Raw genomic sequence first — 19932 nt, forward strand, 5'->3', positions numbered from 1 at the left:
ACCTGCCCTGCGTGACCGGGACCGGGCAAAAGGCAATCAGATCGGGTTGAAACCCAGGGCGGCACGAAAGCGATTCTTGATGTAGTGACCATCACGTGGTGGCAGCACCCGTGGCGGGTTTTCCGCCTTGATTTTGATCGTCGCAAGCTTGACGCCATCGCGAGTTGCAAAGCGCTCGCGCAAGTTATGTACGCCTTCCATGTCACGGATTTCATCGGTCCAGCTGAAGCCGCAAGTCTTTGCGACCTGATTCAGGGAAATACCAAAACCGGCGTGGCTGACTTGCATGCCGGTTTCACCAAAGTGACCGTTATCCAGCACAGCGATGGTCAGGTTGGCAGGCTTCTGCAGTGCCACCGTGGCCAGTGCGCCGAATCCCATGAGCAACTCGCCGTCACCGGTGACCACCACCACCGATTTGTTTGGCTGCGCATTCGCCAGGCCAAGGCCCACAGTGATTGCGCTGCCCATGGCGGCCCAGAGGTAATAATTCAGATCGTTGTCACCGGCTGCCATCACGTCATAGGACGCAGAGCCCAGCCCCGTCACGACCAGCACGTCTTTGCGGTCGGCCAGTAAGGCCTTGACCACTTCGCGGCGGCACAGAGTGTGGTTTGCGCTTACTTGACCCATTTCTTTTCTCCAATCAGGCGCTGGCCGAGCAGCAGGGCAGTGGACGAATCACCGTTGAAGGCCATGGTCGCGGCACCGTGCAGCAGCGGGGCGACGTCTTCCGGGACGTCCGCGCGCCAGGTCATCACTTTCATCAGGTTCAGGGAGGCTTCTGTGGCCTGGCCCATCGGGTTCTGCCACGCGTTGAATTCGGCCCAGTCGCCGCGCATGGTGACCACCATCAACAGCGGGAAGCCGGCACAGACTTGAAGTGCCAGAGTGTTGATGCAGTTACCGACTCCGCTGGACTGCATCAGGAGGGCACCGCGTTCGCCGCCAAGCCATGCGCCGGCGAGATAGCCGATGCCTTCTTCCTCGGTGGTGAGGACAACAGCCTTGATGTCCGGGTCTGCATACGACATACGGATCGCCGCCGAGTGGCCTGCATCCGGTACGAAGACCACGTGTTTGACGTCGTGGGCCTTGAGCACGCGGAACACGTCCTCTTGCCAATCCTGTCCCACGGTGTGTTCAGCTTCTGTTGACATGCCAATCTCCCAAGCAGTGCTGCTTTTGTGTTTTCACCCATTCTGGGAGGGATGGAGGAGAAGGACGACTACCGTTTTTGTCTTTGAGATATGCCCATTTTGTATAGCAGGGGGGGAATGCGTGGCCTGTTGGGCAACGGCGATAACCACGCATTATGGGAAGGGAAATGATTAATGCAGAGAGGTGCAGAACGTACGGATCGCCTCGCAAGCCCGGCGCAATGAAGCGTCATCCAGGGCGTAGGCAATACGAATGTAAGGAACAAGGCCAAAGGCGCTGCCATGCGCGACATCTTCGTCGGTGTGCAGTACTCGGCCGGCATCAAGACGCCCGTCTTCGACTCAAGTCAGTTCAAGGATCTTGATCTGGATTTGCAGGCATGGCCAAACCGGGAAAGGTAACCACGGTTCATCAAGAGCATTCATCACAAGTAGCATAGGTATTCGCTATCCAATGATTTTAAAAGGGCCCATGGGCCCTTTCAAAAAACCACGGTAATCGTCAGTGCCTCAGATCCTTGCAGCCTGCGATTTGATGCAGCCCCTCAGTCCGGTGCGTTCTTCGATCTCACCCGAGCCGCTGATGTAACCATAGCGGGACAGGTTGGGCATTAGCATCGCTGCGATGAACGTGATGGTTACTACGGCCGCGACGTAGAAGAAGAAATACTCCTCAATACCCTGCGACCGAAGCGACAAGGCGACGTATTCGGCGGTGCCACCGAACGCCGCGTTGCCGACGGCATAAGGAAAGCCCACACCCAATGCACGTACCGCTGGCGGGAACAGTTCAGCTTTGACGATACCGGCAATCGGGGTGTAGAGCGACGCGATTGCCAGGCCGCCAAATACCAGCAGGAACGCTGTAAATGGACTACTGACTGATTGCAGTGAATAGAGCAGGGGGATCACCAGTAGCATGGCCAACCCGGAAAACAACAACATATGGACCTTGATTCCGATTCGGTCAGCGAGCAGACCAAAGAGTGGCTGACAAAACATGAAACCGACCAGGGCGGCCGTCATGATGAAACTCACCGTTTCCGGACTAAACCCCGCAGAGATCACCAGAAATTTCTGCATGTAGGTGGTGAAGGTGTAGAAGTAAAGTGAACCGCCAATGGTAAACGCGACCACCAGTGCCACTGCGCGTTTGTGTTTGAACATGCCACTTAGCGAGCCGGCATCTTTGCGGTTCATTTCTTTTTTTGTGGCGGTTTCATGCATCGCGCGACGCAAATACACGACTACGATAGAACTAAAGGCGCCGATGAAAAAAGGAATTCTCCAGCCCCATTCCCGCAATTCCTCGCCGGTAAGGGTTTGTTGAAGTATGACCACGGTCATCAGGGCGAGGAGTTGGCCTGCGATGATGGTGAAGTACTGGAATGATCCATAGAAACAACGACGCCCAGGTGTCGCGATTTCACTGATGTAGGTCGCGCCGGTGCCGTACTCCGCGCCGACTGACAGCCCCTGAATCAGCCTGGCAACGACAAGCAAAACTGGCGCCGCCACACCGATGGTTTCATAGGTCGGCATGACGGCAATCAACAAGGAACCGGCGCACATCATGAACACCGAGATAATCATCGATACCTTGCGGCCGCGGGTATCAGCAATCCAGCCAAAAATCCAACCGCCGAGCGGCCGCATGAAAAAGCCGACGGCGAAGACACCGGCGGTTGCGAGCAACTGACTGGTGGTGTCGCCTTTGGGGAAAAACGAGCTCGCAAAATAGATGGCGGTATAGGCGTAAATGAAAAAGTCGTACCACTCCACCAGATTGCCCGAGCAGGCACCCATGATGGCTCTGACACGATTCGGACTTTTCATCTGATCGGACTTTTCAGTGTGGCGTGTTGAGTCGCTGGTTGATGCAGACATTCTGTTCACCCTTGTTTCAAGGCGAGACGATACGAGGCCCACGCTGATGCGCGTCCGACGTTGCTAGCTCGATGGGTTGATGTGCTTAACGCAAGTGCTGTGACCCTTCGACGACCAAGGCACATGAAGCGGGGGGGTGTATATGAGAGGTCAGCTGTGCGCTGACTGTATAAGGCGGGTCGGTCAGGTAACGAGAAAGGTAGTAAATCATGGCGGCAAGCCCTCGAATCTTATTCTTGTAGTCAGTCGATCGCTCTTGGCGTCGACGTTGATTGCACGCTACCGCAGAGTGACGAGGGTAATAAGCCGTCAGCCAGGTCTAACTGATATACCGAAATTCTATAGCTTGTCTTGCAGCCCCTACGGGCTGGGGGATACAGCCGGCTAGAAAGCCATTAGGCCCCATGCGACGTGGGCCCTGTGGCATTCCAGGAAACGCTAATGCGTTTACACTCAGACTACTTTCGACGCATTTCGCGCCGAGCCCGACTTTGACTGGCCTGGTAATGGATGTCGTTCAACTCAAAACCTTGATTCACGTGGCCGAGCTAGGCAGTCTCAGCAAGGCCTCAGACCGGCTTCACATCGCACAACCGGCACTCAGCCGACAAATTCGAATGCTGGAAAAAGAACTCGGCACCTACCTGTTTGATCGACATGGACGAGGCATGGAGATTACCGATGCTGGTCGCGAGGTGCTGGCGCATGCCACTCGAATCATGGAGGAAATGGAATCCATTCGAAGTTCGGTGGTGGGCGGAAAGACCTCTTTTCGGGGAACGGTCGTCATCGGTACGACGCCGACGGTAGCGGAAATTGTCACCGTTCCTTTAGTGCGCAAAATCAAAGACGCGCATCCGAATCTTGCCGTCAGATTTTCCTCGGCCTTCAGCGGTTATCTGCTGGATTGGGTTCAGCGTGGCGAATTGGAACTGGCGATTTCTTACGATCCCCAACCCCTGCATACACTGCGTATTGTGCCGGTAATGATGGAAAACTTGCTGCTGGTCGGACCTGCCAGTGCCAAGCTGCGCCTGGATGTGCCGGTGTCATTCGAGTCATTGGCCGAGCAGCAGTTGGTGTTGCCAAGCGCCCGCCACAGTCTTCGCGTGATTCTGGATAATTGTGCGCGAGAAGTCGGCATCAAGCTCAAAACCAGCGTTGAAGCTGACTCCTTCGGCGCGATGATTGACCTGGTTCGTAATGGCTTCGGTTTGACAGCTTTGCCACTGGCATCGATTTACGCCCAAATCGAAGCTGGCGTGCTCAGCGCCGCCCCCTTGGTTGACCCCATTCCCATGCGCAAACTTGTTCAGGTTTACCCTGCCGACAGGCGTGTCAGCCCGGCTGCCAAATTCGTCGGGGATGCCTTCATCGAAATTGCTGCGGATCTGGTCAATCGTAAGATTTGGGCTGGGCACATGCTTTGAGCCAACGGATTCGTTGGCTAGGTGAATCGTTCGTTTAAACGTAATTGCTCAGCGACTCACGCTATCCGCTTTTCTCACCACTGATGACATTGTCTTGAATCAACAAACACGACTGCCTGGCGTATTCGGCAATTTTATTTTGGGGATGCTGCAGGTTCTGGTCTGGGGAGGCTCGTTCTTCCTGATGGCCCTCATGTCGCCTACCCATTATGTTTTGCTGATGGGGCGCATGGCTCGGCCTTCGCTCATAGGACAAGCCTTGACCCCCCCTTGCAGGCGGTTACCCGTTGCAGACCTGGGCGCTGGCGGTGTGCTTGCGGGACTGAGTGTGCTTGCCGTATTGAACGTGCTCTTGGTCTTGCTGCTCATTCGACTGGTATGAAAAGAACGGCTCGGATTGCCATCCTTCCTGAGGATCCCGGCCGGCATCATTGGCGGTCAGCGACTCGAGTCCTTTATGGTGATTTTGGCGATGAAACGGACTCCCCCTACTTTTCCCCCCACAAAAACGCCGGCTCTTGATGGACGTTACTGGACTCACTTAGAGCAGAACAGCGCTGGAGCTCAAGTAAATACTCGCTTGGAAAAATCCAGAGTAAAGCTTTGGAAGCTTTCAAGAAGTATGAAAAAGGAGATGGGGTGCTAGGGGTCGAGTGTTCGAATCACTCCGTCCCGACCATATAATTCAATGACTTAGCCCAAGTGGAAACACTTGGGCTTTTTCATGCCTGAATTTCTTATTCGGCAGCAAACCTCGTCCATCACCGCTTAGCGTTATACCGAGAGCTTCGCTCAGTACGTTGTGGCGATGACCTGTGCTAATTGCATATCAGGCATGAAAGGTGGGCTGTAGGTCGAGCGATAGTACCTGGAAGCCTGCTCAAACTGGGCGCCGCGGATCTCGCCCTCTGAACCGATAAACGCCAGTGCATCGGCCTTGGCGGCGCCGAAATATTTGCTGGGATGACTTGTCACATCACTGGCGAAGGAGCTGAAGAAGGTGGGCCCCGATGTCGTCCAGAACATGGCGCGGTCGCCGGGTTTCTTGATCTCTCCTGCCATCGCTTGAGTGGAAAATAACGCCAGCCCTGCGATGATTGCTGCCTTCCATGATTCCATTCGTCGTCGCGCCCCTTTTGTTTAATCAGCCCAGGGTAGCAGCGCAGGCGCGGTGATTTTGCTGGGCTGGAAAATTTCCCATATCCGGCGCATCCATCTCGGCGAAGGAGAAGCTCAATCAGGCCTAACGCGCACGTATCAAAACGTTTGCCCCATGGAGAACTGGAACACCTGCTTATCTGCATTCTCCGGCGTTCGAATCGGATACGCCAAGTTCACACTCAGCGGCCCCAAAGGGCTGTACCACGTCACGCCCACGCCTACCGAGCTGGCCATCTGGCTCAAATCCACGCTGCCACAGCCCTGGGTGGTGCTGAGGTAGCACTTGTCCGAATACACCGTGCCTACATCCCAGAACACTGAGGTCCGTACGGATTTGTTGTCTTTGATAAACGGCACCGGGAACAGGTATTCCGCCCCGCCGGTTATCAGGATATTGCCGCCCAAAGCCTCGGTGTCGCGGTCGGTGTAGTACGCCTGGCCGGCGCTGGAGTAGGCGCCGGTGGCCGGGGTGTTGCGTGGGCCGAGGGTGCCACTTTCAAAACCACGCACACTACCTTCGCCGCCTGCCGTGTAGGTTTCGTAGAAGGGCAGGCTATCGGTCGAGCCATAGCCGCCGCCGTAGCCAAGCTTGGTATGGAAGCGCAGCGACGTGCTGTTGGTGATAGGCAGGAAGGTCTGCCCCGAGTAGTCGATCTTGTAGAAGCTCAGGTCGCTGCCGGGCACTGTCACCATCACGTTGAGGTTCTGTGAGTGTCCGCGGGTGGCCAGTACACCCTTATTCAGCGTCGATTCCGACCAGCCCAGGTTGGCCTTGAAGTTGGTGAACTCCTTGCCTTCGCGGTCGACGAAGTCGTAGATCTCGTCTGCGCTGTAGGTGCCCGGTTCAATGCTGTCGTGTTGCGCCGTGAGGCCAAAACTCAGGCGAGAGGTTTCGTTGATCGGGTAGCCCAGGGTTGTGCCAAGGCCAAAGCTATTGATTGCGTAATAGGAAACGCCATCATCGTAGTAGTCGTTGTAGTCAGTCTTGCTGTAGAACGCGTTGTAGCCCAGGCTCACGCCGTCGGGAGTGAAATAGGGGTCGGTAAAACCGATGTTGTATTTGCTCTGGTACGACGAGCGGGTCAGCCCCAGGCTGGCGTAATTACCGGTGCCCAGGAAGTTGCTCTGGCTGATCGAGCCGCCGAGGATCAGGCCCGAACTTTGGGCAAAGCCGACACTGGCGGTAATCGATCCAGACGCCTGTTCTTCCACGGCGTAGTTCACGTCCAGTTGGTCATCCACACCGGCCACCGCCGGCGTTTCCACGTTCACTTCCTTGAAGAAGCCCAGACGGTCAAGGCGCACTTTGGATTGGTCGATTAAGTAGGTTGACGCCCAGCCACCTTCCATCTGGCGCATCTCACGGCGCAGCACCTTATCGTCTGTCTTGGTGTTGCCACGGAAGTTGATCCGATTGACGTAAGCCCGCTTGCCGGGGTCGACGCTGAAGGTAACGTCAACCGTATGATCTTCCTCATGCACCTGCGGAACGCCGTTGACGTTGGCGAACGTATAGCCCTCGTTTCCCAGGCGACGGGTGATCAGCTCCGAAGTGGTGGTCATCAACTTGCGCGAAAACACCTGGCCCTTTTGTACCAGCAGCAGCGAATTGACCTGATCCTCAGGCACCTTCAGCTCACCACTCAGCTTCACCGAACGGACCCTGTATTTCTGGCCTTCCTGGATGTTCACGGTGATATACACGTGTTTTTTGTCCGGGGTCATGGAGACTTGGGTCGAGGCGATATCCATGTTGATATACCCACGGTCCAGGTAGTAGGAGCGCAGCCGTTCGAGGTCGCCGGAGAGTTTTTCCCGAGCGTATTTATCGTCGTTCTTGAAAAATGACAGCCAGTTGCTGGTCTTGAGCGTGAACTGGTCGATCAGTGCTTCATCCGGGAATGCTGTATTGCCCACCACATTGATGTGCTGGATCGACGCCACTTCGCCTTCATTTATCTTGATCTTCACGCCCACGCGATTGCGCGGTTGGGGCACGACCTCAGTGTCGACCGAGGCCGAGTAGCGGCCCTGGGCAACATATTGGCGCTGCAATTCGTTGCGCACGCCCTCCAGCGTGGCTCGCTGGAAAATCTCGCCCTCAGCCAGGCCGGACTGCTTCATGCCCTTCATCAGGTCGTCGGTGGAGATCGCCTTGTTACCCTCGAACTCGATACTGGCAACCGAAGGCCGCTCAACTACATTAATAATTAGCACGTCGCCTTCGCGGCTAAGTTGAATGTCCTGGAAGAACCCGGTCTTGAACAGCGCGCGGGTCGAGTCCACCAGGCGCCGGTCATCCGCTTCATCGCCTACGTTCAGCGGCAATGCCCCGAACACACTGCCAGCAGAGACCCGTTGCAGGCCGTTGATTCGGATATCCGAGATTTTGAAACCCTGGGCGAGCACCAGTGAGGCATTGAGCAGCAGCGCAACCGAGCAGAGCAGGCGCGAAAAATTCATCAAGATCTTTTCCAGAATACAGCGCCGGCGCAGCCGGACGGGTGAACAGGCAGCTTAAGAGCGTGCGGCGTTTGGTGCGGTTAACCGAATGTCAAGTTAGGTAAAGGTTGGCCTGCAAAAACGCGCTAGGGCCAATAATGCGCGACCACCCACTGACGAGCTCGCGATGATCTCCGTACTGTTAGTCGACGATGACCAGGAACTCACTGGAATGCTGAGCCAATACCTGGAGCGCGAAGGATTTGCTGCGACCGCCGTGCACACGGGCGAGGAGGGTGAAGCAGAGGCGTTGTCGGGGCGCTACAGCATTGTGGTGCTGGACGTCATGCTGCCCCAGCGCTCGGGGATCGAGGTGCTCCGGCGCATTCGCGCCGTCAGCCAGGTGCCGGTGGTCTTGCTCACCGCCCGTGGCGACAACATCGACCGCATCACCGGCCTGGAACTAGGTGCCGATGATTATGTACCCAAGCCCAGCTCCCCCGGTGAGCTGGTCGCTCGCCTGCGCGCCATCATGCGCAGGGTGCAGCCAGCCGGCCAGCCGACTTCGGAGATGATCAAGACCGGCTCGCTGGTGTTGTGGCCGGGCAAGCGCCAGGCAATATGGAAAGGGGTTGAGCTGGGCGTGACCAGCACCGAGTTCAGCCTGCTCGAAGAGCTCGCCCGCAGTGCCGGGCAGGTGGTGAGTAAAAAGGACCTGTCGTTGAACGCCTTGGGTTGCCCGTTGACCCGCTACGACCGGCGTATCGACGTGCACATCAGCAGCATTCGGCAAAAACTCGGGCCACGCGCGGATGCCAAGGCGTGGATTCAAAGCGTGCGCGGCCTCGGCTACCTGTTGATTGCCGAATGACCAAGCCCAGCCTGCTGTTCTGGAAGCTGTTCCTGGCGTTCTGGTTGGCCACCAGCCTGACGTTCCTGGCGGGGGTCGGCGTGATTGAATTGGGCAGTTTTCGCGCGGGTGATCCGCACGTGGAAGCCATTCTTACCAGCGAAGAAAGACTGCTGGAGCAATTCGGTGTCGAAGCGGCCACCCAACTGCTTAACGTGTGGGAGCATCCCTCGGACGAGGCCATTGGGGTGTATGACAGCGCGGGCCACCTGGTGGCCGGTTCAACGGTGCTGAACCCGGTCTATGAGCGATCAATCATCAGTAAGGAAGGGCTGTCGCTGTCGGTCAAGTCCACCCATGCCCCCGACGATCACGGCAGACCCTGGCGCCAGATCCCGCTGATTATCGGTACGCTGATGAGTGCGTTGTTCAGCGGTTATATGGCGTATTACCTGGCCTGGCCCCTGGCTCATCTTAAGCGGGCCATGAGCGACGCGGCCCAAGGGCGTTTTGAAACCCGGGTCAAGCCCGCCATGGGCAAGCGCCGAGATGAAATCGTCGACTTGGCCGAAGACTGCGACCGCATGGCCAACCAGCTGAAGGTGCTGGTGGAGGCTCAGCAGCACTTATTGCACGATATCTCCCATGAGCTGCGTTCACCCCTCACGCGCATACAGGCCGCCATCGGGTTGTTGCGCCAGGATGTGGCGCGCGTGGAAATGCTCGAACGCATCGAGCGCGAATCCGAGCGCATGGACACGCTGATCGAGGCGCTGCTCACCCTGGCTCGTCTGCAGGGGCGCCCCGAAAGCATTGAGCGTGACGCCGTGGACATCGTCGAGTTGCTGGGGATGATTGTCGAGAATGCGCAATTCGAAGCCGGCATCAAAGGTTGCCGCGTGCACCTTGGGGCATGCCCGCCATTTATTGCCTGTGTCAGCGGCGAATTGCTGTACCGCTGCTTCGAAAACGTGATCCGCAACGCTGTGCGCTACACACGGCCTGGCACCACGGTGCAGGTGTCGGCCCGGATCAGTAGCGATGGGAACCGCCTCTGCGTGCACATCACCGACCAGGGGCCGGGCGTCGAAAACCGCCGGCTGCGTAGCATTTTTAACCCGTTTGAGCGCGGTGCAGGGGACGCCAGCGTGGGCTTTGGCCTGGGCTTGGCCATTGCGGCCAGGGCAGTGCAAATGCATGGCGGCAATATTGTGGCGCGCAACGAGCCGACCGGGGGACTGACGGTGGAGGTCAACCTGCACAGCGCGCGATCTTTACACGACATTACATTGGCTTGACCGCCCTGTACGTCGCACCTCTTTAGACTGGTCACCATCGATTGAGTGGAGGTGGCGATGTTTCAGGTGCATAAAAAAGGCTTTGTGCCCGGCAGGAAAATGGTCGATGGCCTTGTCCCCTATGACTTCTTTTGTGAAGACAGCCCGGCGATCAATCTGTTTGTGTTTACCGGCGCGGCCACGCCGGATGCGACTGTGCAGGAGCAGACCTTATGGGGTTTCACCCGGCTCGAACGTTTTGAAGCAATGACCGGCGCCCTGTTGAGCAACAAGCAGCACGCCGGATGGTTTCAAAGTGTCAGCGTCCTCACCGGACCCAGCCAGAACGGAACGCAGAGCGTGAAATTCCAGCGCGTGCTGAAGATCATCAAGCACGCCAGCGCCACCTGCAACGTCGACTACGAGATCCTGACTGACGAAGGCGACACCTACTTCACCCGTCAGACCGTTGCGCAGGACACCGCACAAACCATCATCTATTCGGCCGAATCCTTCTGATTCTGCTCGGGCAGGTGGCTGTTACCGGCGACCGCACTGCCCCGGCACGGGGCATTTTCTGAGCCATTTGGTAGCACATTCCTACACCGTCTTTGCGTATGCCGTCAGGCACTTGCGACCTATTTCATCCAAATCAATCACTTGGCTTACCCAATGAACGATTGGCACGCATTCTGCATTTGTGTATCCGTGGATAATTGGATACAAAAATTCAAAAGGTGCAGCCGATGCAGTTCGCCCCCGCTTACGTTGATCGCCAGCCTCTCACTGCCGAGGAGGAGGCCTACAAGTTCCTCCTCGACGCCATCTGCGGTGGCCGCTACCACAAGGGCGACCGGCTGATTGCTGAGGATATCGCCAGCGAGATCGGCATGAGCCGCATGCCGGTGCGCGAGGCGTTCCGTCGCCTGGACGCCCAGGGCCTGGTGACCTTGCGTCCCAACCGTGGCGCCATCGTCAGCGGCCTGGATATCGATGAACTGCACGAAGTGTTCGAGATGCGCAGCGCCCTGGAAGGTCTGGCGGTGCGCGTCGCGGTGGGCCGTATCGGTGAGCGGCAACTCGCCGCGCTGGAGCGCCTGCTCGACGAGATGGACGACTACCGCGATGAAAGCGCCGTGTGGGTCAGCCGTCATCGTGCCTTCCACGAATACCTGTGCAGCCTCAGCGGTCGCCCGCGCCTGATGAAGCAGATCTCTGCGCTGTACTCGCTGGTGGAGGCGCCCATGCGCTTGTGGTTGCAACACGGCGAAAAACCCCTCAGCGCGCGTCAGGAACACGCGGTGATCCTTGAGGCGATCCGCGCCGGTGATGGAGCACGCGCTGAAGCGGTGGTGCGCGAACACATCGAAGGCACCGTGCCCGCCCTGATCCAATTCCTGCAATCCGAACAATAAGAAAGCTGTCGTGTGTTGACGTTGAGTCCTGCCCCCGTTACTTAACGAACTGGAGTGTCTGGTCATGCATAAACGCCGTGCCTTGCTGATGGCTGTCTCCCTCGGCCTCTGTACCCAATGGGCTTTTGCTGCGCCCCAGGTGCCGGAGCGCCTGCAGAAAGTCGACAAACTCACCTACTGCTCGGGGATGGATTCACCGCCCCTGGTGTCCTTCGACGAAACCCAGCAACCGCGCGGGCTCACTGTCGATCTGGGGCTGGAAATAGCCAAACGCCTGGGCGATAAGCACGTGCAATGGCGGGTGATTCCGTTCTCCGGGCTGGTGCCGGCGTTGCTCGCCCAGCAGTGCGACATGATCGTTGACCAACTGTTCGACAAACCCGAGCGGCGCCAGGTGATCGACATCGTCAACTATATGTATTCCAGCCAGTCGGTGGTGGTGCCCAAGGGCAACCCCAAGGGCATCAAGACCCTGGATGACTTGTCCGGGCACAAGGTCGCGGTGCTCAACGGATCCACTATCAAGACCCTGCTCGATACCCAGAATGAAAGCCTGACCAAGGCCGGCAAGCCGCCGATGAAACTGGTGGTCTACAACACCGACACCGATGCCTTTCAGGCCCTGCGCATCAGCCAGGTCGACGCATACGGCACCACCGTGGAAACCGCCGGCTACTACGCCGCAATGGCCCCGGATCTGTTCCAGGAAGGTGTGCCCGCGTTCAGCCGCATCCTCACCGGCCTGGGCATGCGCAAGGACGACCCGCAGCTCACCGCCGCCGTACAGCAGGTGATCAGCGACATGCGCAGCGACGGCAGCTACGTGCAATTGCTTAACAAATGGCATGTCAGCAGCGACACACTCGACTGAGGCGCACCGACGATGAATTTCAATTGGGATGTGTTCTGGCAGTACCTGCTCCAGCCCAGTGGGGTGTACCTCACCGGGCTGTGGCTGACCTGCCTGATCAGCATATTGGCGATGCTGCTGGGCTGTGCGTTGGGTTTGGCGGCGGCGCTGTTGCGCCTGTCGAAGAATCCGCTGCTGCACCTGCCGGTGCGCTTTTACGTGTGGTTGATGCGCGGCACACCGTTGCTGGTGCAGATCGTGTTTTTGTACACCGCACTGGCGGCTGGCGGGATTTTCCGCTTCGAAGACATCGAGCTGTTCGGCCTGATCGTTCCCGGCAATATCCAGGCAGCCATCATCGCACTGGGCCTCAACGAAGGTGCGTACATGGCCGAGATCATCCGCGCCGGTATCGGCGCGGTGGACAAAGGCCAATACGAAGCGGGGCGTTCCCTGGGTATGGGCTTTGCCAAACTGATGCGGCGCATCGTGCTGCCCCAGGCGTTCCGCGTGATCGTGCCGCCGTTGGGCAATGAGTTCAACGTCATGCTCAAGAACACCACCCTGGTCAGCGTGATCGGCGTGCAGGAACTATTGCTTAGCACGCAGATGATCACCTCGGCGACCTTCCGCGTGTTCGAGCTGTACCTGGTGGTCGCCCTGTATTTCCTGACGCTGACCACCCTGTGGGGCTTCTTCCAGCGCTGGCTCGAAAATCGCTTCGGCCAGTCCGATCGACCTTCCGCGCCACCGCCGGCCGCCAGCCGTATGTTCGGTCGCAGCACCCTGAAATTGCTGAGGGGACGTTAACCATGGCGCACCAAAGTGAAGAGCTGATCATTGAGGCTTTGGATGTTCAGAAGTCGTTCGGCGAGTTGCAGATTCTCAAGGGCATCTCTCTGCAAGTGCGGCGGGGCGAAGTGGTGGTGCTGATCGGTGCCTCCGGCTCTGGCAAGACCACCTTTATCCGCTGCATCAACCTGCTCGAAGATATCCAGGGCGGACGCATTCGTGTCAACGGCCGCGCCATGGGCTATCGCGAACGCAGCGACGGCAGCCTGGTACGCGATTCGGAGCGCAACATCGCCCGTCAGCGCCGGGACATCGGCATGGTGTTCCAACGCTTCAACCTGTTCCCCCATATGACTGCGCTGGAAAATATCATCGAGGCGCCGATCCAGGTGCTCGGCACCCCGCGTGCCCAGGCGCTGGAACAGGCGCGCGGCTTGCTGGCGCGGGTCGGCCTGGCCGACAAAGCCAACCATTACCCGTCAATGCTCTCCGGCGGCCAGCAGCAAAGGGTAGCGATTGCCCGCGCGCTGGCGATGAAGCCCCAGGCCATGTTGTTCGACGAACCCACCAGTGCCCTCGACCCGGAAACCGTCGGCGAAGTCTTGCAGGTGATGAAGGAACTGGCGGAGGAGGGCATGACCATGGTGGTGGTCACCCATGAAATGGGGTTTGCCCGTGAAGTGGCCGACCGCGTGGTGGTGCTCGATCAGGGCGAGCTCATCGAGCAGGGGCCGCCGGAACAGATCTTCAGCCACCCCAGCCATCCGCGTACCCGGGCCTTTCTCAGTCGCGTGTTATGACCCTTTTTTGAAGAGCGTTTGCCATGTTGAAATTTTCTCCTCACGAGTACCCCTATCCGTCGCAACGCCAGAGCGTGTTTGCCCGTCGCGGCATGGTCGCCGCGTCGCAACCCCTGGCCGCCCAGGCCGGTATCGAAGTCATGCAAAAAGGCGGCAACGCCATCGACGCCGCCATCGCCACAGCCGCCGCCCTGACGGTGGTAGAACCCACCGGTTGCGGCCTGGGCGGCGATGCGTTTGCCCTGGTCTGGTGCAAGGGCCAGTTGCACGGCCTGAACGGCAACGGCCACGCGCCGGCGGCCTTGAGTATTGAGGCGGTCAAGGCCGCCGGGCATGAACAGATGCCCCTGTATGGCTGGACCCCAGTCACGGTACCGGGTTGCCCGTCGGCGTGGGCTGAGTTGTCGCAACGCTTCGGCAAGTTGCCGTTCGCCGAGTTGCTGCAACCGGCGATTTCCTTGGCGCGGGAAGGCTTTGCGCTGTCGCCGGTGGTCGCCCATCAATGGCAGATCTCCATGAACGAATTCAGCCCGCACCGTGACGAAGTGCTGGACGCGTGGTTCGATACCTTCCTGATCGACGGTCGCGCGCCACGCGCCGGTGAGATCTTCCGTAACACGGCCCAGGCCCGCACCTTGGAAGAACTGGCCGCTACCTGCTGCGAAAGCCTCTATCGCGGCGCGCTGGCCGAGCGTCTTGACGCCCACTCGCGCGCCAGTGGGGGCTACCTGCGCGCCAGCGACCTCAAGGATTACCGCGCGCAGTGGGTGGAGCCGATCCATATCAACTACCGTGGCGTGGATGTCTGGGAAATTCCGCCCAGCGGCCAGGGCCTGGTGGCGTTGATGGCGCTGAAAATCCTCGAAGGCTTCACCTTCGATCACCGCGACAGCCAGCAGACCTGGCATCGCCAACTGGAGGCGATGAAACTTGCCTACAGCGATGGGCTGCACTACATCACCGACCCCGCGCACATGCGCGTGGCGGTGGCCGACCTGCTCAGCGACGACTACAGCCGCCGCCGCCGTGACCAGATCAGCGAGCAGGCGCAGCCGCCCAAACCCGGCGACCCCCACGCCAGCGGCACGGTGTACCTGGCCACGGCGGACGCCGAAGGCAATATGGTCTCGTTTATCCAGAGCAACTACCACGGCTTCGGCTCCGGCGTTGTGTTGCCCGACAGCGGCATTGCGCTGCAGAACCGTGGGCAGGAATTCAGCCTCGACCCGGCCCATGCCAACCACCTGGCACCGGGCAAGAAGACCTTTCACACCATCATCCCCGGCTTCCTCACCCAGGACGGCGAGGCACTCGGCCCGTTCGGCGTGATGGGGGGGTATATGCAGCCCCAGGGTCATGTGCAGATGGTGATGAACCTGGTGGACTTCGGCCTCAACCCCCAGGCCGCGCTGGATGCGCCGCGCTGGCAATGGCTGGGTGACATGAAGGTTGGCATCGAACACGGCGCCTCGCGGGGCCTGGTCAATGCACTGGCGCGGCGTGGTCATACCGTGCAGACCGACAGCGACCTGACCGATTACGGGCGCGGGCAGATTATCCTGCGTGACCCGGTCAGCGGCGTGTTGTGTGGCGGCACCGAACCACGTGCGGATTCCCATATCGCGGTGTGGTAAGGCGCAGCATGCCCGGCCGCTGCGTGGCGACGGAACCCTTCGACATCACCGGAAACACCGGCGACAGGTGAATCAAAAACCCCATGAGACGCTCCATTTCTGCATGCTGAAGGAGTTGGGATAGTATTGAGGCCCTGGTCGTCATTGGTCTCTGAATCGAGGCTGTTTTCGATAAAATTTCTCACCCCGTCGAGCACGCACCGAATGGCCAAACCCGCTTCTTACACGCTGGACCTGGACGGCTTCGACTGGTCCATCCTGGCCTTGGTGCAGCGCGACAACGCCTTGCCCCTGCGTACTCTCGCCGAGAAGGTCAACCTCTCCACCGCCGCCGTGCAACGCCGCATCAAGCGCTTGGAAGAGGGTGGAGTGATCATCGCGAATGTGGCCCTGGTGGACCCGGTGAAGGCCGGCAAGCCGATCACCATCATTGCCGAGGTTTCCGTCGAACGTACCAGCATCGACGCGCTGTCGACGACCAAGGCCAGCTTCTCCGTGCCCCAGGTGCAGCAGTGTTATTACGTCACCGGCGAAGCGGATTTCGTGCTGGTGCTGAACGTTGCCAGCATGCAGGAATACCAGGATCTCGCCGCCCGGCTGTTCGCCGAGAACCCCAACGTGAAGTGGTTCAAGACATTGGTGGCGCTGGATCGCGTCAAGGTAGGGCTGGAAGTGCCCATTGGCTAAAAAATAACTCTCGAAGCCTGTCCCCTTTTTTCACCTCGCCTGTCATTCCAGGCAAGTGAACAAAATCGAGAGCTTCCTCCAATGTCCGCAGTCCTACCCTTGCGTTTGCGCCCGTTGCTCAAACTGAGCCTGATGCTGAGCCTCAGCGCCAGCCCATTGTTTGTGCCTACAAGCTTTGCCGAAGACGCCGCCGCGCGTCGCAGCTATCAGGTGCCTGCCGGCAGCCTGAGCGCAGCGTTGACCCGTTTTGCCGGGTTGTCGGGCGTCAACCTGTCAGTGGACCCCGCGCTGGTCAGCGGGCGCAGCAGCAGTGGTTTATCCGGCGAGTACGGCGTGGAGGAGGGCTTCGCGCGCTTGCTGCAAGGCTCCGGCCTGCAACTGCAACCCATGGGCGAGCAGGCCTACATGTTGGTGCCGGCGCCGGACGGCAGCACCCTGGAACTGGCGCCGACCTCTATCCTCGGCACCACCGGCCTGTACGACGGCGATACTTACGCCGGTGGCCAAGTGGCGCGCCGTGGTTCCCAAGGTTTGCTAGGCACGCGGGACTTCATGGAAACACCGTTCAGCATGACCACCTACACCGCCGATGCGGTGAAGAATCAGCAGGCGCGCACCCTCGGCGACCTGATCAACAGCGACCCCTCGGTACGCGCCACCAACCCGGCCGGTGGGCGTTATGAGCAGTTCACCATTCGTGGCTTCAGCCTGTTCAACAGTGATGTGTCGTACAACGGCCTCTATGGCGTATTGCCGACCTACACCATCGACATGGAAATGGCCGACCGCGTCGACATCTTCAAAGGCCCGACCCAACTGATCAACGGCATCTCGCCGCGCGGCAGTGTGGGCGGCGGCATCAACGTGGTGCCTAAGCGCGCCACCGACAAGGACATCACCTCGTTTACCGGCACCTGGGCCTCTGATAGCCAAGCCGGTGGCGCGGTGGACGTGGGCCGGCGCTTTGGCGAGGACAACAAGTTCGGCTTGCGTTTCAACGGCGTGAAGCAGTCCGGCGACACCGAATGGGATCACCAGAGTGTCGACCGCGAGATGGCCGTGCTGGGCCTGGATTTCCGGGGCGAGCGCCTGCGGTTGTCCACCGATATTGGCCGCACCGAACGGGATACCGATGCGCCCCAGGAACGTGTGCAGGTAGCGGCCGCCGCGCCGGTGCCGAGCGCCAACGATGTGCGCCGCAATTACGCGCAATCCTGGAGCAAGGCCCGCACCAAGGACACCTTCGGTACGGTGAATGCCGAATATGACCTGAGCGATTCGGTGATGCTCTACGGCGGTGTAGGCGCGCGTAAAAGTAATCACGAGTTCCTGCGCCATGCGGTGTCGGTGAGCAATGCGGCCGGTGACTTCCGCGTGCAGCCCCGGGATTTCACCCGTGATGAAAACGTGCGAACGGCCACGGCGGGTGTACGCAACTGGTTCCATACCGGGCCGGTGAGCCATGAGGTCAACCTGGCACTCAGCGACTTCTATATGGACTTCACCAACGGTGGCGCGCGTTATCCAGAAGGCACGAGCAATCTCTACAACCCTGTGCAAACCCCGACGCCGTCTACGGCCACGCGCCAGGATGCGAAGGTCTACACCGAAAACCGTTTCAGCGGCGTGGCCCTGTCTGACACCCTGGGCTTCTTCGAAGACCGCTTGTTGCTGACCCTTGGCGCGCGCTGGCAGCGGGTGAAAGTCGACGACTGGAGCGATGGGGTCAAAGGCAAAACCAACTACGACGAAGAAAAACTCTCGCCATCCGGTGGCTTGCTGTTCAAGGCCACCGACAAACTGTCGCTGTACGCCAACTACATGGAAGGCTTGAGCCAAGGCAAGATCGCGCCGTCCACGTCGCGCAACGAAAACGAGATCTTCCCGCCGTTTGTCAGTCGCCAGGTGGAAGTGGGCGCCAAGTACGACGCCGGTGCTTTCGGCGTGACGGCCGCCGTGTTCCGCATCAAGCAACCGGCCTACGAGACCAACGCCACGTCGAGGCTGTTCGGGCCTAACGGCAAGCGCGAAAACTCCGGTGCGGAACTGAGTGTGTTCGGCGAGCCGCTCAAGGGTGTGCGCCTGCTCGGCGGCGTGATGTACATCGACAGCAAACTCAAGGACACCACCAATGGCACCTACGACGGCAACCGCGCGCCGGCCACGCCCAAGTACAACGTCAACGTTGGCGCCGAGTGGGACGTGCCGATGCTCGAAGGCCTGACCCTGACCAGCCGTGGCATCCACTCCAGCTCGCAGTACCTGGACCAGTCCAACGTCAAGGAAATCGACGCCTGGAACCGTATCGACGTGGGTGCCCGGTATGGGTTCAAGGTCGACGACAAGCACATCACCCTGCGGGCAAATGTGGAGAACGTCGCCGATAAACGCTATTGGAGCTCGGCGGGTGCGTCGGATGACAGCGAGCCGGGGCTGACCCTGTCGACACCGCGCACCTATCTGCTCTCTGCCACCGTCGACTTCTAGACGCCGATCAAATGGGGGAGGGGCAAGTCCCCTCCCACAAATGAGAATGTTTTTTGATCACGCCGCGCTGATATGGAATAGTACCCGCCGTTTTCCCCAGCCGGTCCAGCCGGGGTGTTTTAACGCCGAGGTCCCTTCATGCAACTGTTGCGCTCCATCCCCATCCTTGCTGCCTGCCTGCTGGCGTTCTCTTCAAGCCTGTTAAGTGCTGCCCCCATCGATCTCAACGACGGCCAGCACGCTGTGCATCTGCCCGATGCGCCCAAGCGTGTGGTGGTGCTGGAGTTCTCCTTTCTCGATAGCCTCGCCGCCGTTGACGTGACCCCGGTCGGTGCAGCGGATGATGGCGACGCCAACCGCGTCTTGCCCCGTGTGCGCCAGGCCATCGGCCAGTGGACGTCAGTGGGCCTGCGTTCGCAGCCGAGTATCGAGGAAATCGCCCGGCTCAAGCCGGACTTGATCGTCGCCGACCTCAATCGCCATCAAGCGCTGTACAGCGACTTGGCCAGCATCGCGCCAACCTTGTTGCTGCCTTCGCGCGGTGAGGACTATGAGGGCAGCCTCAAGTCCGCCGAGCTGATCGGTAAGGCCTTGGGCAAAAGCCCGCAGATGGAAGCGCGCATTGCCCAGAACCGCGCGAACCTGACAAAAATTGCCCAACAGATTCCCGCCGGTGCCAGCGTGCTGTTCGGTGTCGCCCGCGAAGACAGCTTTTCGGTGCACGGCCCGGATTCGTACGCCGGGAGCGTGCTCCAAGCCATCGGCCTGAAAGTGCCTTCGGTGCGCGCCAATGCCGCCCCCACCGAATTCGTCAGCCTGGAACAGCTGCTGGCCCTGGACCCCGGTTGGTTGCTGGTCGGCCATTACCGTCGCCCGAGCATCGTCGACACGTGGAGCAAGCAGCCACTCTGGCAAGTGCTCGGTGCCGTGCGTAACAAGCACGTGGCCGAAGTGGATGGCGACAGCTGGGCGCGCAACCGTGGCGTGCTCGCTTCGGAGCAGATAGCCGAAGACGCCTTGGCGATTCTCAAGGGCGGCAACGCCGTACTGAGCCAATAAG

The 19932-nt window shown here is 59.4% G+C and carries 17 protein-coding genes and 3 pseudogenes; 14 read left to right on the forward strand and 6 right to left on the reverse strand.

Going from position 1 to position 19932, the window contains the following annotated elements:
• Positions 1-36 precede the first annotated feature (36 nt).
• The 3 genes and pseudogenes from ACKZ62_RS09620 to ACKZ62_RS09630 all read right to left on the reverse strand — a co-directional run.
• Positions 37-633 carry a thiamine pyrophosphate-dependent enzyme gene (locus ACKZ62_RS09620; RefSeq protein WP_032886955.1) on the reverse strand — a complete coding sequence of 199 codons (597 nt, stop codon included), beginning with the start codon at positions 631-633 and terminating at the stop codon, positions 37-39.
• The gene (locus ACKZ62_RS09625) at positions 621-1160 is read right to left on the reverse strand and encodes a thiamine pyrophosphate-binding protein (RefSeq protein ID WP_003442221.1); all 540 of its coding nucleotides are present in this window, start codon (positions 1158-1160) and stop codon (positions 621-623) included. Before ACKZ62_RS09625 ends, ACKZ62_RS09620 begins: the two co-directional genes overlap by 13 nt.
• A 171-nt stretch (positions 1161-1331) precedes the next feature.
• Positions 1332-1481 (reverse strand): annotated as a pseudogene (locus ACKZ62_RS09630) (aspartate transaminase); the annotation flags it as partial.
• Here ACKZ62_RS09630 and ACKZ62_RS09635 point away from each other — a divergent pair.
• Positions 1467-1562, forward strand: a pseudogene (locus ACKZ62_RS09635) (alanine:cation symporter family protein); the annotation flags it as partial. The pseudogenes ACKZ62_RS09630 and ACKZ62_RS09635 overlap by 15 nt on opposite strands.
• A 108-nt stretch (positions 1563-1670) precedes the next feature.
• Here the strand turns inward: ACKZ62_RS09635 and ACKZ62_RS09640 are convergent.
• On the reverse strand, positions 1671-3047 hold the full coding sequence (locus tag ACKZ62_RS09640; RefSeq protein ID WP_032886952.1) for an MFS family transporter: 1377 nt from the start codon (positions 3045-3047) through the stop codon (positions 1671-1673).
• 506 nt (positions 3048-3553) lie between these two features.
• On the opposite strand from ACKZ62_RS09640, the gene ACKZ62_RS09645 reads away from it, so the two are divergent.
• Together ACKZ62_RS09645 and ACKZ62_RS09650 are read left to right on the forward strand one after the other, a co-directional pair.
• Entirely contained in the window at positions 3554-4477 is a 924-nt protein-coding gene (locus tag ACKZ62_RS09645; RefSeq protein ID WP_447096584.1) for a LysR family transcriptional regulator, read from the forward strand.
• Positions 4478-4661: 184 nt separating this feature from the next.
• Positions 4662-4859 (forward strand): annotated as a pseudogene (locus tag ACKZ62_RS09650) (MFS transporter); the annotation flags it as partial.
• 410 nt (positions 4860-5269) lie between these two features.
• Here ACKZ62_RS09650 and ACKZ62_RS09655 read toward each other — a convergent pair.
• Positions 5270-5596, reverse strand: coding sequence for a DUF2388 domain-containing protein (locus ACKZ62_RS09655; RefSeq protein WP_447096585.1), 327 nt, complete (start codon positions 5594-5596; stop codon positions 5270-5272).
• Positions 5597-5734: 138 nt separating this feature from the next.
• Entirely contained in the window at positions 5735-8101 is a 2367-nt protein-coding gene (gene bamA, locus ACKZ62_RS09660; RefSeq protein ID WP_447096586.1) for an outer membrane protein assembly factor BamA, read from the reverse strand.
• A gap of 166 nt (positions 8102-8267) precedes the next feature.
• Here bamA and ACKZ62_RS09665 point away from each other — a divergent pair, with 166 nt between their 5' ends.
• The 11 genes from ACKZ62_RS09665 to ACKZ62_RS09715 all read left to right on the forward strand — a co-directional run bounded on the left by ACKZ62_RS09665 (position 8268) and on the right by ACKZ62_RS09715 (position 19931).
• On the forward strand, positions 8268-8951 hold the full coding sequence (locus ACKZ62_RS09665) for a response regulator transcription factor (protein WP_032886945.1): 684 nt from the start codon (positions 8268-8270) through the stop codon (positions 8949-8951).
• Positions 8948-10228 carry a HAMP domain-containing sensor histidine kinase gene (locus ACKZ62_RS09670; protein ID WP_095185596.1) on the forward strand — a complete coding sequence of 427 codons (1281 nt, stop codon included), beginning with the start codon at positions 8948-8950 and terminating at the stop codon, positions 10226-10228. Before ACKZ62_RS09665 ends, ACKZ62_RS09670 begins: the two co-directional genes overlap by 4 nt.
• Before the next feature lie 57 nt (positions 10229-10285).
• The gene (locus ACKZ62_RS09675) at positions 10286-10726 is read left to right on the forward strand and encodes a hypothetical protein (RefSeq protein ID WP_447096587.1); all 441 of its coding nucleotides are present in this window, start codon (positions 10286-10288) and stop codon (positions 10724-10726) included.
• Positions 10727-10953: 227 nt separating this feature from the next.
• Positions 10954-11622, forward strand: coding sequence for a GntR family transcriptional regulator (locus tag ACKZ62_RS09680; protein ID WP_032886938.1), 669 nt, complete (start codon positions 10954-10956; stop codon positions 11620-11622).
• A gap of 64 nt (positions 11623-11686) precedes the next feature.
• Positions 11687-12493 carry an ABC transporter substrate-binding protein gene (locus ACKZ62_RS09685; RefSeq protein WP_032886935.1) on the forward strand — a complete coding sequence of 269 codons (807 nt, stop codon included), beginning with the start codon at positions 11687-11689 and terminating at the stop codon, positions 12491-12493.
• A 12-nt stretch (positions 12494-12505) separates the two neighbouring features.
• Positions 12506-13282 (forward strand): amino acid ABC transporter permease, encoded by a 777-nt coding sequence (locus ACKZ62_RS09690; protein WP_181640348.1) that lies wholly within the window; start codon positions 12506-12508, stop codon positions 13280-13282.
• A 2-nt stretch (positions 13283-13284) separates the two neighbouring features.
• Positions 13285-14064: an amino acid ABC transporter ATP-binding protein gene (locus tag ACKZ62_RS09695; RefSeq protein WP_095185598.1), complete on the forward strand. Its 780-nt coding sequence runs from the start codon at positions 13285-13287 to the stop codon at positions 14062-14064.
• A gap of 23 nt (positions 14065-14087) precedes the next feature.
• Complete coding sequence (locus ACKZ62_RS09700; protein ID WP_095185599.1) at positions 14088-15698, forward strand: gamma-glutamyltransferase family protein; 1611 nt, start codon at positions 14088-14090, stop codon at positions 15696-15698.
• A 204-nt stretch (positions 15699-15902) separates the two neighbouring features.
• On the forward strand, positions 15903-16385 hold the full coding sequence (locus tag ACKZ62_RS09705; protein ID WP_032886925.1) for an Lrp/AsnC family transcriptional regulator: 483 nt from the start codon (positions 15903-15905) through the stop codon (positions 16383-16385).
• 81 nt (positions 16386-16466) lie between these two features.
• Entirely contained in the window at positions 16467-18872 is a 2406-nt protein-coding gene (locus ACKZ62_RS09710) for a TonB-dependent receptor (protein WP_095185600.1), read from the forward strand.
• 138 nt (positions 18873-19010) lie between these two features.
• Complete coding sequence (locus tag ACKZ62_RS09715; protein WP_032886920.1) at positions 19011-19931, forward strand: Fe(3+) dicitrate ABC transporter substrate-binding protein; 921 nt, start codon at positions 19011-19013, stop codon at positions 19929-19931.
• Position 19932 lies beyond the last annotated feature (1 nt).

Source organism: Pseudomonas sivasensis (assembly GCF_052938085.1).